The organism is Aquimarina aquimarini (assembly GCF_900299535.1).
GTDB classification, from domain to species: domain Bacteria; phylum Bacteroidota; class Bacteroidia; order Flavobacteriales; family Flavobacteriaceae; genus Aquimarina; species Aquimarina aquimarini.
Window position 1 is genome coordinate 41,589 of the sequence record NZ_OMKE01000061.1, and the last position, 13,664, is coordinate 55,252.

Genomic DNA, 13,664 nt, shown 5'->3' on the forward strand with positions numbered 1-13,664 from the left:
TGCTTTACTGTCAAATCAGTATATTACCATAGGCATTATTATTTATTAATTTTAAATACCAGTATCATAATATGAGTAACAGCAATAAAAAGGTAGGAACAGCAACAGGCATAGCATCTATTTTAGGATTGATGCTATTAGCATCTTCATTATTAACCATTACACAAGGAATAAGTTTGGGAGGCTATGTTTTCTTTATTGCATTACTAATTTCATATATATTAATGATGTGTCAAGCTACTAGTTTTGCAGAATTAGCAGGTATTATACCTACTGTTGGTGCAGTCTATGATTATATTACCATTGCTATGGGGAGATTTTGGGGAGTTACTGCAACACTAGCGTCTTATGTGATTGTAACCTTTTTTGCTTCCTCTGCAGAAGTAGCCGCAGCAGGATTATTTGCACAAAGCAATTTTCCTGTAGTTTCTTCTTTTATCTCTCCAGAAAATTCTTGGGTTATTGGTTGGGGGATTGTCATATTATGTGCTATCATTAACATTAGAGGAATCAATATGTTTGCCCTCATAGAGAATATATTGTCATATTCTAAGTATATATTAATGGTAGTTCTGGGGATTATTGGGTTACTCATTATCCCTAAAACCAATTTAGATTTTGTGTGGGGTGATTCTTCAATCGGTCATGACATTTCTGCAATTTTTACACTAGTTGGCTTTACACTATTCCTTTTTGTAGGAGCAGAATATGTAACTCCTTTAGCTCCTGACATGAAAAACCCCAATAAGAATATCAAACATTCTTTGTTTATTGGATTAACCATGTCATTAGTTGCTATGCTTATTTTTGGTACCAGTATCGTTAGGTTAGTACCAAATGAGATTGTAGACAATGCTACAAATACTAGATTATTAGAAACTCCAGAAAGCGCTCTTGTATACGGCAATGCGGTTTTAGGAAATATTGGTAAATGGGGATTTGTACTGGTTATTTTTATAGCAACAATAGCCTTGATAAATACTATTATAGCAAGTATTCCCAGAATCCTTTATGGAATGGCATTAGACGGAGTTTTGCCAAAACTGTTTTTAAAAACTCATAAAAAATATAATACCCCTTATGTTGGTATTATTTTTATTGCACTAATACCAATGTTAGGATCTTATCTCATAGGGTCAGACATCAATGGTGTTTTTGCATTGATTCTTGCTGCCATATGTTCATGGATATTTTTTTATATTTTAATCAATATATCGGTTATTTTATTAAGAAAAAGGCATCCTGATATACCAAGACCTTTTAAAACACCTTTATATCCGATACCTCAATTATTGGCAATTGCAGGATTGTTTGTCACTTTTTTCTATTTGGTTCCTCCCTTTTTGACTCCATCACAAATATATATACCATTTTTTATCATACTCTCTATATGTGCTATCTATTCATTTGTATGGCTCAAGTATAAACAAAGAGTCCCACTCTGGACACCTTTGAAGATAGAAGATGTTCTACAAAAGAATACCCATTGACAAACTTTTGAAACAAATATTAGTCAATAAACACAAAACATAAACTTTACTTACACTTTTATGTAAAGAAGAGTTCTGTATCATTTTTATTTTTAATCTCGAATAATAAACAAGTAATGAAAAGAAAAACAATACTTATCGTTGGTACCGCAGATACAAAATCTGACGAATTATTATTCATGAAGAATTGTATCGAAGCTCAAGGCGGAACCCCTAAAGTGATGGATGTAGGTGTCTTAGGAGACCCTAGTTTTACAGTAGATTATAGCAAGCATGATGTTGCAAAAATCATTGATACTACCAACAAAGCCATTATAGCATTAGGAGACGAAAATAAAGCAATGACCAAAACAGCAGAAGGAGCTTCTAAGTTAGTAAGCCATTTATACGGTGAAGGAAAAATTGATGGAATGATTGCTTTGGGAGGTACTATGGGTACTGATTTGGCATTAGATGTCGCTTCATCATTGCCCTTTGGGGTTCCTAAATACGTTGTTTCTACAATCTCCTTTTCTCATTTAATTCCCCCAGAAAGAATCTCTCCAGATTTATCAATGATGCTCTGGTCTGGTGGTCTATATGGTATAAACAAAATATGTAAATCAGTGTTAAGACAAGCTTGTGGTGCTGTTCTAGGCGCTGCAAAAGCTTCACAAAAACTAAAAATTGATAAGCCTTTGATTGCCATGAGTTCTTTGGGTAAATCTGCCTTAAAATATATGGTGTATTTAAAACCAGAATTAGAAAAACGAGGTTTTGAATTGGTTGTATTTCATACTACTGGTCAAGGAGGAAGAGCATTAGAATGGTTAGCAAGCAAAAAACGATTTGCAGCCGTTTTAGATTTCAGTTTACAAGAAGTAGTAAATGATGTGTTTAACTCAATTGTAACCTCTGGTAAAGATCGCTTAGAAAATACAGGCTTGAATGGGATTCCACAAATTATCGCTCCAGGCTCTATCAATATAGTCGATATTCCTACCTGGCAAAAACCACCCAAAAAGCTAAAAGACAGACCGTCACACGTTCATAATAGGTTGATTTCTTCTGTTGTATTGGATAAAAAAGAACTAAAAAAGTTAGCAAAAAAAATTACCCAAAAGATAGCCAAAACAAAAGGGAAAACCAAACTATTACTTCCTCTCAAAGGCGTATTAGAATGGGATAGAAAAGGGCGAGAATTATATGACCCCGAAACATTAAATGTGTTTTTTAAAGAAATGAAATCATTAAATACACCCAACATAGAGATAGAAGAAATCAATTGCCATATCAATGATCAGATATTTGCAGATAGAGTACTGGATGTTTTTGACGATTGGATCGAAAAAGGAATTATTCTAAAATAATATAACAATTATGAAAACTCATATAAAAGCTTTGTTATTAGATTTTGGTAGTGTGATCAGCAAATCCTTGTTTGAACGTCAAAATAGTATTGAAAACAATCTTAATTTATCTAAAGGAGTATTAACATGGAAAGGACCTTTTGATCCCCAAAGTGACCCTCTTTGGATGTCAATGCAAAAAGATCAGATCACAGAGCGTAAGTATTGGGGCACTCGAGCCAAAGAAATTGGAGAATTGATTGGAGAAAAAAACTGGTCTATGCTCGATTTACTTAAATCTATGGGAGATAAGGTAAATTATGATGAAATACTGAGACCACAAGCATTACAAGTAATTAACATTGTAAAAAAAAGAGGGCTTAAGGTAGGGATTTTGAGTAATGAAATTGAATTATTTACTGGTAAGGACTTTGTAGATAATCTCCCATTTAGACATGATCTGGATACCTTTTATGACGCAACTCACTCAGATATTTTAAAACCAGACCCTAGAGCATACAATACAGCTTTAAATAATCTACAATTACAACCCAATGAAGTATTGTTTGTAGATGATCAATTAAGAAATATAGCAGGAGCTATGAAATGTGGGTTAAGAACACTGCATTTTGATATTACACAACCAGATGCTTGCTATCAATATATTCTAAATGTATTAAATATAGATACACCTGTTTTAATCAACAATTAAAAAAAAATAGAAATGGATACAACAGTATTAAATATAGAAGAATGGAATGGTAAAGAACAATGGCATCCTATGGGGCATCCCAATGATATGCTTAAAAAACCACCTTTAATTATCAAAAAAGGAGAAGGCGTATACATAGAAGATAATAATGGACATAAGATGATCGATGGTGTTGCTGGATTATGGAATATAAATTGCGGGTATAACCGACAAGAAATAAAAGATGCAATTATCAATCAATTAGATGAACTGGTATATTACTCTACATTCAAAGGTACCTCACACCCTCGCTCTATCGAACTGGCACATTTGCTTATTGAAATGATGAAACCAGAAAATATGAAACGTGTTATGTTTAGCTCAGGAGGTTCTGATGCTATGGAAACAGCAATGCGTATTGCCCGTCAATATTGGAAAATGGAGGGGCAGAAGGATCGGTTTAAATTTATTTCGTTAAAACAAGGATACCATGGTACTCATTTTGGAGCCGCTTCTGTAAATGGTAATACACGTTTTAGAAGAAACTATGAACCCTTATTACCTGGATGCTCACATATAGATGCTCCTTGGACCTACAGAAATCCATATACTGAAGATCCCGAAGCATTAGGAAAAAAATGCGCCGAATTGCTAGAGCGTGAAATTCAATTTCAGAGTCCAGATACTGTTGCAGCATTTATTATGGAACCTATATTGGGAGCTGGAGGAGTAATTGTACCTCCTGATAATTTTATGCCATTAGTAAGAGAGATTTGTGATAAATATGGAGTGTTACTTATAGCAGATGAGGTAGTTACAGGTTTTGGGCGATCAGGGAGTATGTTTGGAAGCCGAAGCTGGGGAGTAAAACCTGATATTATGACACTTGCCAAGGGGATATCCTCAGGTTATATTCCATTAGGAGCAACCGTATGCAATGAGAGAATCGATACTGTTTTTAAAGAAAATAATGACTCTTTTGGAGCTATTGGACATGGATATACGTATGCAGGACATCCCGTTGCTTGTGCCGCAGCCATCGCAGCTCTAAAAATTGTTATCAAAGAAGATTTACCTGGCAATGCAAAAACATTAGGTGCTTATTTAATGGATAGCCTAAAACCTTTAGAAAACCAATACAAAACTATTGGAGATATTAGAGGTAAAGGCTTGATGCTAGCTATAGAATTTGTTGAAGATAAAGCCAGTAAAAAACCAAATAGAGAAATTGTATCAAAAATTCATAAAAAAATGATTGAAAAAGGAGCTTTTGTAAGAGCCTCTGGCAATACTATTATTATTTCACCTCCTTTGGTTATAAACAAAAAGGAATTGGATGTTCTTATAGATGCTTTTACATCTTCTTTGGTTGAAGTAAAAGCATAGTAACAATACAAAAGACTACCCAAATAGATTTGATTACTAATCCAAGATGTAATAGCACTGGTACATATACATGTTCTTGTTCATCCACTACACTTACCAGTGCTATTAGACTTTTTTAATTCACGATTACCATGCCAACTATTTCATTAAAAGGCCACCTGATGCCTCAGTCTCCTATTAGAAAACTAGTTCCTTTTGCAGAAAAGGCTAAAAAAAGAGGAGTAAAAGTATATCATCTTAATATTGGGCAACCAGATATAAAAACTCCACAAGTAGCTTTGGATGCAGTCAAAAATAATAATATAGAGATATTAGCCTATAGTAGATCCGAAGGGTCTGAAACCTATCGAGAAAAAATTGCTGCTCACTACAAAAAATATCATATCAATGTATCTTCTGGTGATATTTTGGTAACCACTGGTGGTAGTGAAGCTTTATCTTTTACCCTATCTAGTATTGCTGATACAGGTGATGAAATCATTATTCCAGAACCATTTTATGCAAATTACAATGGTTTTTCTGTAGCGTCTGGGTTAAAAATAGTGCCTGTTACTTCAAAAATTGATACTAATTTTGATCTCCCTCCAATTATAGAGTTCGAAAAGTTAATTACTCATAAAACAAAAGCTATTTTGATTTGTAATCCAGGAAACCCTACAGGGTATTTATATACAAAAGAAGAAATACAGACATTAGCACGATTGGTAAAAAAACATGATTTGTTCTTAATTGCTGATGAGGTTTATAGGGATTTTATTTATGACAATACAGAACATTACTCGATCCTAAGAGAGAAAGAAATAAAAGATCATGCTATTATGATTGACTCTGTTTCAAAAAAATATAGCATGTGTGGAGCAAGAATCGGGTGTATTGTTTCTAAAAATAAAGATTTTATGGCTACTGTATTAAAATTTGCACAGGCCAGATTATCACCTCCAACCTATGCACAAATTGCCAGTGAGGCTGCTCTGGATACACCTCAGGAATATTTTGAAAAAATCACTCAAGAATATAGCGAGCGTAGAGATACTTTGATTACTGAATTGAAGAAAATAAAGCATGTAAAAGTGGCAGAACCAAAAGGTGCTTTTTATTGTATTGCAGAACTGCCAATATGTAATGCAGATGATTTTGCAAAATGGCTATTAGAAGAGTTTCATTATAATCATGAAACTATTATGATAGCACCAGCTTCAGGATTTTATTCTAATTCATCTTTTGGAAAATACCAAGTAAGAATTGCTTATGTATTAAATCAAGAAGATATAAAAAAAGCGATTACTATCTTAAAACATGCATTGCATGAATATCGTTATAAAAATGATAAAATTACTGTTTCTGTTGCATCTTACGATATTCATTAGGGGTTTTTCCTGTCATTTCTTTAAATAATGTCGAGAAATAAGCAGGGCTTTCAAAACCGAGGTCATAGCAAATCTCTTTTAGATTGTGATTAGAATACGCTAGTAATCTCTTGGCCTCTAGGATAATTCGATTAAGTAAATATCTTTTGGCAGTGATCCCACTAAATTCTTTAACTAGATCAGACAGTTTCCTTCTTGAAAGACTTAGTTTTTCTGTGTAAAAATCCATACTATGATTGGTCATAAAATTTTCTTCGAGTAAACTCAAAAACTTGACATATAATGTCTTTTTATGATTACTGGTTGTTGTTTTTGATGTTATAATGACAATCTCACGAGCTATTCTTTCTATTTTGAGCATAAAGCTCACAAATAAATATTGTACAATTGCTTTGCTTGTAAAGGCTTCATCAGGTTGTTTATATTCTTCTAGGATGCTTTGAAAATGAGATTTAATACTTTTTATATCATTTTTTGATAATTTAATATAATTAAGATCAGCGATATATCCATTAAGCTTTGAATAAAAACTTGATTTATAGCTCAGCCCTGAAGAGGGAATAAACTCATTTTTATATTTTATAGAATAGCCTTTTATATTTTTTCCTTCTATAAAAGTATGTACTTGTCCTATGTTGATAAGATATAACGTATTGGGAGTGAAATTAATCAGTTCATCATCAATCTTATGTTTGCCTTCTCCAGAAAACAAAAAGATGATCTCTTTATACAGGTGTTTATTGATTTCATTTTTATGTTCTGTAGGCAATATTGATTCTGGTAGAGGCTCTATGGCAAATGTACTTTCTCGATTATTTCTCTTGATCAATTCTTTATCTCTTTTTTCTAACATACTTTTTGCAACTTAAATCAACTAAATATACATAACTCTTCTTTATGGGATATAATTAACCCCAAGTTATGTAAATCAAAACTTAGGGTTATACTAGTTATCTGGCCAATATGATATACATATATTGATAAATGCATTATTATTCTATCCCTCCAATACACAAGTATTTTAGTTCTAGATAATCATCTATGCCATATTTTGATCCTTCTCGTCCATATCCACTTTCTTTAATTCCTCCAAAGGGAGCCAGGGTTGTGGATATCAACCCTGTATTGATGCCTACCATACCGTACTCCAAGGCTTCGGCTACCCTCCATATTTTTGTATAATCTTTACCATAAAAATAAGATGCTAATCCAAACTCTGTATCATTTGCCATTTGTATTACTTCTTTCTCTGTTTTAAAAGAAAATACAGGAGCTATAGGTCCAAAAATTTCTTCTTTATATATTTTCATAGAAGTATCAAGATTGCAAAGTAATGTTGGATTATAAAAATTAATACCTTTAGTACTTCTTGCTCCACCATAGACTAATTCTGCACCTTTCTGTACCGCATCTTTTACCAAATCTTCTACAAATTCTAATGCTTGATGATCTATCATTGGTCCTATTTCAACTCCTTCTTCCAATCCATTTCCTACCTTCAATTTCTGTATAGCTTTGGCTAATTTGGCTGTAAACTCTATTTGTACACTTTCATGAACAAAAATTCTATTGGTACAAACACAGGTTTGTCCAGCATTTCTGTATTTAGAAATTATAACTCCTTCAACAGCTTTATCTATATCTGCATCTTCAAATACTATAAAAGGGGCGTTACCTCCCAGCTCCATAGATACTTTTTTGACGGTATCAGCACATTGTTTTATTAGGATTTTACCTATTTGAGTAGAACCAGTGAATGATAATTTTCTAACGATAGGATTGCTTGTCAATTCTCCTCCCACTGCTCTAGAATCACTAGAGGTTACCACATTAAAAACTCCTTTTGGTATTCCCGCCTTTTCTGCCAAATGGGCTAGAGCCAAAGCGGATAAAGGAGTGTTTTTTGCTGGTTTTACTACAATCGTACATCCAGCAGCCAGAGCAGGAGCTACCTTTCTAGTGATCATGGCATTAGGAAAATTCCAAGGAGTAATTGCCGCTACAACACCTACTGGTTGTTTTAAGGTGATTATTCGTTTGTCTCTGGTATGACCAGGAATAACATCTCCATATACTCTTTTTGCTTCTTCAGCAAACCATTCTACAAACGAAGCGCCATAACGTATTTCTCCTTCTGCTTCTGTTAGAGGTTTTCCTTGCTCAAGGGTTAAGATTTTTGCTAAATCTTTTACATGCTCAATTTGCAAATCAAACCATTTACGTAAAAGTTCTGATCGTTCTGTAGCTGTTTTTGCTTTCCAATCAATAAATGCTTTATTGGCTGCATCAATGGCTTTTCTGGTTGCTACTTTTCCTAAATCTGCTACTTCTGCAATTATTGAATCATCAACAGGGTTTATGACATCAAATGTTTTATTATTAGAGTCAGATACCCATTGTCCATCAATATAAGCTCTAGTTTGTAGTATGTCGTTATTATTAAGTTTCATAGTTTATCTGATCGCATTTTTGGTAATATCTAATCCTTTTATAAGTTCTTTTACCTCTGTAGATAAAATAATCTCTTTTTTATCGATCTCTATCTGAAAATATTGTTCTAATAATTTCATTCCTATTTGTGATATTTGTTTTCTTACTTCAAGTGATCTGCCTTCTCTTAATCGAAATAATAAGTTTACCATTTTATGCGAACTATTCCCATCGATTATATAATGATCTGTTGCTGCTACGGCTCTACATTTTACTCCTAATGCCGAAACATGACCTGTTGCGATAAGTTCATTTTTCAACTCTTCAAAAAAGTGATTAAAATTTATAGAAACATTAGTAGAATATTCTAGGGTTATATGTGGCATAGGTATTAGTTTGCTATGATAGGTCTTGCTTCCATTTTTGCTTCTTTGATAGGAGTATTTATAAATGAAGACCCATTCTCAAACCAGCTTCTAGGAGCAGGTGCGCCCCATAATGTTTGACGTTGTGGGTTTTCTAAATCCCATCCCAAAGGCTCCAGGTCTGGATCTACTGTAAGATAATCACAGGTGTATATTTCTATTCTATGTCCATCAGGGTCTAGGATATACAAGAAAAAAGCATTAGATACTCCATGTCTTCCTGGGCCTCTCTCTATATTATCTACAAAACCAGATGTAGCCATTACATCCAATAAATGGATAATGTTTAGTGCAGTAGGTACCCATATTGCAGAATGATGTAGTCTAGGGCCATCTCCGTTGGTCAAAGCCATATCATGCACATTGCCTTTTCGATGCATCCAGGCGGCCCACATTTCTCCTTTTTCAGTGGTGGTGTATTCAGTAAGACGGAAACCTAACTCATTTACAAAGAACTCATAAGTTTCCTGCGCATTAGGTGTAAAAATATTAAAATGATCAAACCGCTGTGGATGCATTCCTTGATATGATTTATACTCACGAAGCTTATGCGCTACTTTTTTCATTCTGGCATAAAATTCTAATATAAACCCTTGAGGAGTGGTTACTTTTAAGGTTCTGTCTTCTGCGTATTTTTCTACCCATTCGGTTTTTATATTTTTATGATCTAGATGTTTTTTGAGTGCATCTAAATCTTTTTCAAAAGCTACTTTGAATCCTACCGCTACTACACACGATTCTTTTGTTTTTCTTAAGATATACGAATGATGTTGTTGCTCTTCTAGGCATCTTAGATACAAAGCATCGCTCGTTCTTTCGGTTTCTATTAGTCCCAGTGTATCTACATAAAACTTTCTGGATGCATCTAAATCTTTGACTCCATACTCAACATGACTACAACGAATAATATTGAATGGAAGATTGAAATTGTGTTTCAGGACTTTCATTGTTTTTTATTTTTTAGATTCTTTTTTATTTTTTTACTTTCTGTTTTATGATAACCAAGTGTTTGTCCAACCATTCATATCATAATCACTCATGCATTTTTTTACCATTTCTATGCATTGGTCTAGAGATTTAGATACAGTTGCTTGCCTCAATAAATCCAAACGTTGTAAATCCTGACTCCCAGAATAATTTCGTTCATATAGAGAGTGTCTTCCTGCAAATTCTGAATACATAGAATCCCATATTAATTTGAAGAGTTTGATTCTGTCATTGGCATCTAAGCCTGTTCCTACATAATACTGTTCTATATATGGGCGTAATTCTTTGTTTTGTAGGTCTTTATTGCTAGAAATGGTGTATACTGGTGCACCGCCTAATACGCTTTCAAAAATCTCACGTACTCTATCCCAGCAATTAGACATATATAATCGTAATGCGGCGGCAACTTCGGCATTAGGAACGACTCCTGTACCACAAGAAGTTACATCATTTACCATACTGGTAGTAAGTGACCACAAAGTGTTTTTTATACCGATCAATTCCCCGGTTCCAGCTTGTACTCCTCTAAACTGAGCGGTCCCTGATGCTTTGGTCCCTTCTGAGAATAATCCTATACAAAATTCTAATTTGATGGCTAAGCGAACTGCCGCTTGCAAGTTATATCGGTTAAAAAAGCCTGATTCTTTATAGAATTGTTTACATCTATCGATGTCTCTATATACCAATACGTTTTCCCATGGGATAAATGCGTTGTCCATAATAATTACAGAATCGTTTTCATCATATCTAGATGATAATGGTGCATCATATGCGCTATTAGCATCATGCTCATAAGATGGTCTACAGATCATTTTAAGACCTGGCGTATTCATATCTGCAAAAAATATAACAGCCATGTCTTCATCTCTGTCCTTTTCCATCATAGAAGTGATATTACCTGTCAGCCCAACAAAGGTACCATGAGTCAATACTGAACCTGTTGCTACCATTTTTGCTCCAGAGACATAAATACCCTTATCATCTTCTTTATCTACACTTACAAAAACATCTCTAACATTGATTCGATCTTTGGATCTGTCTACTGGGGGATCTACCAGTACATGATTAAGAAACAAACACTTTTCTGCAGCTTTTTTATACCAATTAATAGCATTCTGCTGAAACTCTTTTTGATAAAACCCAGCATTATCTTGCAGGTGTGCCATAAAAGCAGCTTTGTATTCTGGGGTTCTACCCATCCAACCATAATTTATTCGCTGACTAACCTCTATAGCTTTTCGAGCTTCATCTAGTTCTTTAGATGTATAGCTAGGTGCAAAAAACTTATGAGTTACAATTCCGTTTTTATCAACCAATAAAAGATCATCCTGATATTTCTCATCGTGCATTGCATCATAGAACCTTGCAATACTTCTTGCCGAGTTTCTAAATGCTTTATGTTCTGCTATATTGGTAATCTTCTCACCATTAAACCAAATTTCTCTTCCATCATCCAATGAATCCAGATATTCCTGTCCTGTAAAAATTTTGTTTTCGTATTCTTTTGAAAATGGTTTATTCTGTGCAGTGTTTTGTTCTGTAATCATAATAAATTTAGATTAATGTGTTTGTATACGTTCTATACTTACCCGAGTAGTACATTAAAGGGTTTACATCTTCATTTCTTTGTAAATCTTTTACATTGCATAGTACCAGATAATGATCTCCCGCAGAGATAATTTGGTCAACCTCTGTTAGGTAATACCCCAAGGCATCTTTGATTACTGGATAATCTTTAATACTCTCAAATAATGTGTGATGGTCTAAATGATTTTTGCCTGCAAAGTGATTACTAATTTCTTCTTGTTTTTCTGACAAGATGCTGATGGTAATTTTTTTACCTTTTTCAAGCGTTTCAAACAGTTTAGTTCTTGTATCTACAGAGAACAAAACCAATGGTGGGTCTAATGAAACTGATAAAAAAGAATTAGCGGTCATTGCTCTAACTTCAGAATTCGCATCTCCAGAACTTACAATGGTGATACCTGTTGCGAATCCGCCTGCTACTTGTCTTAATTTTTTTGCATCCATATGTATTATTTTTTACCTAGTTGCGGAATGGTATGATCTCCCAATGCAACTGAAATATTTTTAGTTTCCATGTAGAAGTCAAAACTATATTCGCCTCCATCACGACCGATACCACTGTGTTTTACTCCTCCAAAGGGTGCTGGTAAATGCCTTATGTTTTGAGAGTTAATCCATACCATACCCGCTTCTACATCGTGCGCTATTCTATGTGCTCTTCCTACATCTTTGGTCCATATATAGGCAGTAAGTCCATATTTTACACTATTGGCAATTTCTATGGCCTCTTCTTCTGTATCAAAAGGAATTACGGTAAGAAAAGGGCCAAAAACTTCTTCTTGAGCAATGCGCATATCTTTGGTCGCATTTATAAAAAGTGTTGGATTTACATAACATCCACTTGTTAAATGATCTGGTATTCCTCCTCCTACAGCAAGTGTTGCCCCATCTTTTTTTCCTATTTCACCATAGCTTAGTACTTTTTCCTGATGAGTAGGGTGTATCATTGGTCCAACTTCGGTAATAGGATCTAATGGGTTTCCTACGGTAATATTTTGAACTCGTTTGATCAGTTGCTCAACAAAGTCTTTGTAAATATTTTTTTGAAGAAGGAGTCTGCTACTAGATGTACATCGTTCTCCATTAAGACTGTATTTCATGAAAATAGCAGTATCCAAAGCTCGATCTAGATCTGCATCATCAAACACTATAATTGGGTTTTGCCCTCCTAATTCTAGATGTACTCGTTTCAAAGTAGGAGCCCCTTGTTTCATAATCAGACTTCCCGTAGTTGTTTCTCCTATAAAAGCTAATGCTTTGATATCGTTATGTTCTGTCAATGATTTTCCTGCCACTTCACCAAAACCATTTACGACATTCCAAACTCCTTTTGGTAAACCAGCTTCATGCGCCAATTTTACCAAATAACTTGCTGTCACTGGGCTAAATTCTGCAGGCTTATGTACTACAGTGCATCCTGATGCTAACGCTGGTGCAATTTTCCATGTACTAAGCATAAATGGCGTATTCCAAGGAGTAATTATTCCAATTGGGCCTATTGGTTGTCGTATAGTATAGTTAATATGGTGGGTATCTGGTGTGGATAATCCATTAGGAGCATCTATAACTTTATCGGCAAAATATCTAAAATTTGCAGCACCTCTTACTGCTGCCTTTTTCATAAAACGAATAGGCTGTCCTGTATCATAACTCTCTAAAACAGCAATTTTATCGGCATGCTCTTCTATTTTATCAGCAATTGCATACAAGATATCTCTACGTTCTTGATGAGGCATTTTTTTCCACGATTTAAATGCTGTCATCGCTGCTGTAGTTGCTTGATCAATATCTTTTTCATCAGATAAAGCTACCTTAGCTATAAATTCTTTATCTACAGGTGAATGTGTTTCAAAAGTATTTCCCGATGAAGCTTTTAACTGTTTTCCATTTATAAAATTTTTTATTCCTTCTTTTTTGAGTTTAGGTAAAAGCTGGTTCAGTATTTTTAAATTAGTATCTAACATTTTATGTCT

Annotated in this window: 12 protein-coding genes; 5 read left to right on the forward strand and 7 right to left on the reverse strand. The window is 34.2% G+C overall.

The genetic code is table 11. The features are described from left to right. Positions 1-71: 71 nt before the first annotated feature. The 5 genes from DG508_RS20660 to DG508_RS20680 all read left to right on the forward strand — a co-directional run bounded on the left by DG508_RS20660 (position 72) and on the right by DG508_RS20680 (position 6,262). Complete coding sequence (locus DG508_RS20660; protein ID WP_108870303.1) at positions 72-1,490, forward strand: APC family permease; 1,419 nt, start codon at positions 72-74, stop codon at positions 1,488-1,490. 116 nt (positions 1,491-1,606) lie between these two features. After that, positions 1,607-2,839 carry a Tm-1-like ATP-binding domain-containing protein gene (locus tag DG508_RS20665; RefSeq protein WP_108870305.1) on the forward strand — a complete coding sequence of 411 codons (1,233 nt, stop codon included), beginning with the start codon at positions 1,607-1,609 and terminating at the stop codon, positions 2,837-2,839. 10 nt (positions 2,840-2,849) lie between these two features. After that, positions 2,850-3,530 carry an HAD-IA family hydrolase gene (locus tag DG508_RS20670; protein WP_108870307.1) on the forward strand — a complete coding sequence of 227 codons (681 nt, stop codon included), beginning with the start codon at positions 2,850-2,852 and terminating at the stop codon, positions 3,528-3,530. A 12-nt stretch (positions 3,531-3,542) separates the two neighbouring features. Further along, on the forward strand, positions 3,543-4,895 hold the full coding sequence (locus DG508_RS20675) for an aminotransferase class III-fold pyridoxal phosphate-dependent enzyme (protein WP_108870309.1): 1,353 nt from the start codon (positions 3,543-3,545) through the stop codon (positions 4,893-4,895). 131 nt (positions 4,896-5,026) lie between these two features. Further along, positions 5,027-6,262, forward strand: coding sequence for a pyridoxal phosphate-dependent aminotransferase (locus DG508_RS20680; protein ID WP_108870311.1), 1,236 nt, complete (start codon positions 5,027-5,029; stop codon positions 6,260-6,262). Here DG508_RS20680 and DG508_RS20685 read toward each other — a convergent pair. From DG508_RS20685 to hpaE, 7 genes are all read right to left on the reverse strand, one after another. Further along, entirely contained in the window at positions 6,228-7,115 is an 888-nt protein-coding gene (locus tag DG508_RS20685) for an AraC family transcriptional regulator (RefSeq protein ID WP_108870313.1), read from the reverse strand. The genes DG508_RS20680 and DG508_RS20685 overlap by 35 nt on opposite strands. A 139-nt stretch (positions 7,116-7,254) precedes the next feature. Next, positions 7,255-8,712 (reverse strand): NAD-dependent succinate-semialdehyde dehydrogenase, encoded by a 1,458-nt coding sequence (locus DG508_RS20690; RefSeq protein WP_108870315.1) that lies wholly within the window; start codon positions 8,710-8,712, stop codon positions 7,255-7,257. A 3-nt stretch (positions 8,713-8,715) separates the two neighbouring features. After that, positions 8,716-9,078, reverse strand: a complete 363-nt coding sequence (locus DG508_RS20695) for a 5-carboxymethyl-2-hydroxymuconate Delta-isomerase (RefSeq protein WP_108870317.1) — start codon at positions 9,076-9,078, stop codon at positions 8,716-8,718. 5 nt (positions 9,079-9,083) lie between these two features. Beyond that, positions 9,084-10,064, reverse strand: a complete 981-nt coding sequence (gene hpaD, locus DG508_RS20700; RefSeq protein ID WP_108870319.1) for a 3,4-dihydroxyphenylacetate 2,3-dioxygenase — start codon at positions 10,062-10,064, stop codon at positions 9,084-9,086. Positions 10,065-10,109: 45 nt separating this feature from the next. Continuing rightward, on the reverse strand, positions 10,110-11,651 hold the full coding sequence (locus DG508_RS20705) for a 4-hydroxyphenylacetate 3-hydroxylase family protein (RefSeq protein ID WP_108870320.1): 1,542 nt from the start codon (positions 11,649-11,651) through the stop codon (positions 10,110-10,112). Positions 11,652-11,658: 7 nt separating this feature from the next. Beyond that, complete coding sequence (locus DG508_RS20710) at positions 11,659-12,135, reverse strand: flavin reductase family protein (protein WP_108870322.1); 477 nt, start codon at positions 12,133-12,135, stop codon at positions 11,659-11,661. Positions 12,136-12,140: 5 nt separating this feature from the next. Continuing rightward, entirely contained in the window at positions 12,141-13,655 is a 1,515-nt protein-coding gene (gene hpaE, locus DG508_RS20715; RefSeq protein ID WP_108870324.1) for a 5-carboxymethyl-2-hydroxymuconate semialdehyde dehydrogenase, read from the reverse strand. Positions 13,656-13,664: the final 9 nt, after the last annotated feature.

What these genes read in the sequence shown, in the direction of transcription:
- DG508_RS20680 (WP_108870311.1), top strand. Translation starts at nt 5,027, where the DNA reads ATGCCAACTATTTCATTAAAAGGCCACCTGATGCCTCAGTCTCCTATT.
- DG508_RS20710 (WP_108870322.1), bottom strand. Translation starts at nt 12,135, where the DNA reads ATGGATGCAAAAAAATTAAGACAAGTAGCAGGCGGATTCGCAACAGGT.
- DG508_RS20665 (WP_108870305.1), top strand. Translation starts at nt 1,607, where the DNA reads ATGAAAAGAAAAACAATACTTATCGTTGGTACCGCAGATACAAAATCT.
- DG508_RS20685 (WP_108870313.1), bottom strand. Translation starts at nt 7,115, where the DNA reads ATGTTAGAAAAAAGAGATAAAGAATTGATCAAGAGAAATAATCGAGAA.
- DG508_RS20660 (WP_108870303.1), top strand. Translation starts at nt 72, where the DNA reads ATGAGTAACAGCAATAAAAAGGTAGGAACAGCAACAGGCATAGCATCT.
- DG508_RS20690 (WP_108870315.1), bottom strand. Translation starts at nt 8,712, where the DNA reads ATGAAACTTAATAATAACGACATACTACAAACTAGAGCTTATATTGAT.
- DG508_RS20670 (WP_108870307.1), top strand. Translation starts at nt 2,850, where the DNA reads ATGAAAACTCATATAAAAGCTTTGTTATTAGATTTTGGTAGTGTGATC.
- hpaE (WP_108870324.1), bottom strand. Translation starts at nt 13,655, where the DNA reads ATGTTAGATACTAATTTAAAAATACTGAACCAGCTTTTACCTAAACTC.
- DG508_RS20695 (WP_108870317.1), bottom strand. Translation starts at nt 9,078, where the DNA reads ATGCCACATATAACCCTAGAATATTCTACTAATGTTTCTATAAATTTT.
- DG508_RS20675 (WP_108870309.1), top strand. Translation starts at nt 3,543, where the DNA reads ATGGATACAACAGTATTAAATATAGAAGAATGGAATGGTAAAGAACAA.
- DG508_RS20705 (WP_108870320.1), bottom strand. Translation starts at nt 11,651, where the DNA reads ATGATTACAGAACAAAACACTGCACAGAATAAACCATTTTCAAAAGAA.
- hpaD (WP_108870319.1), bottom strand. Translation starts at nt 10,064, where the DNA reads ATGAAAGTCCTGAAACACAATTTCAATCTTCCATTCAATATTATTCGT.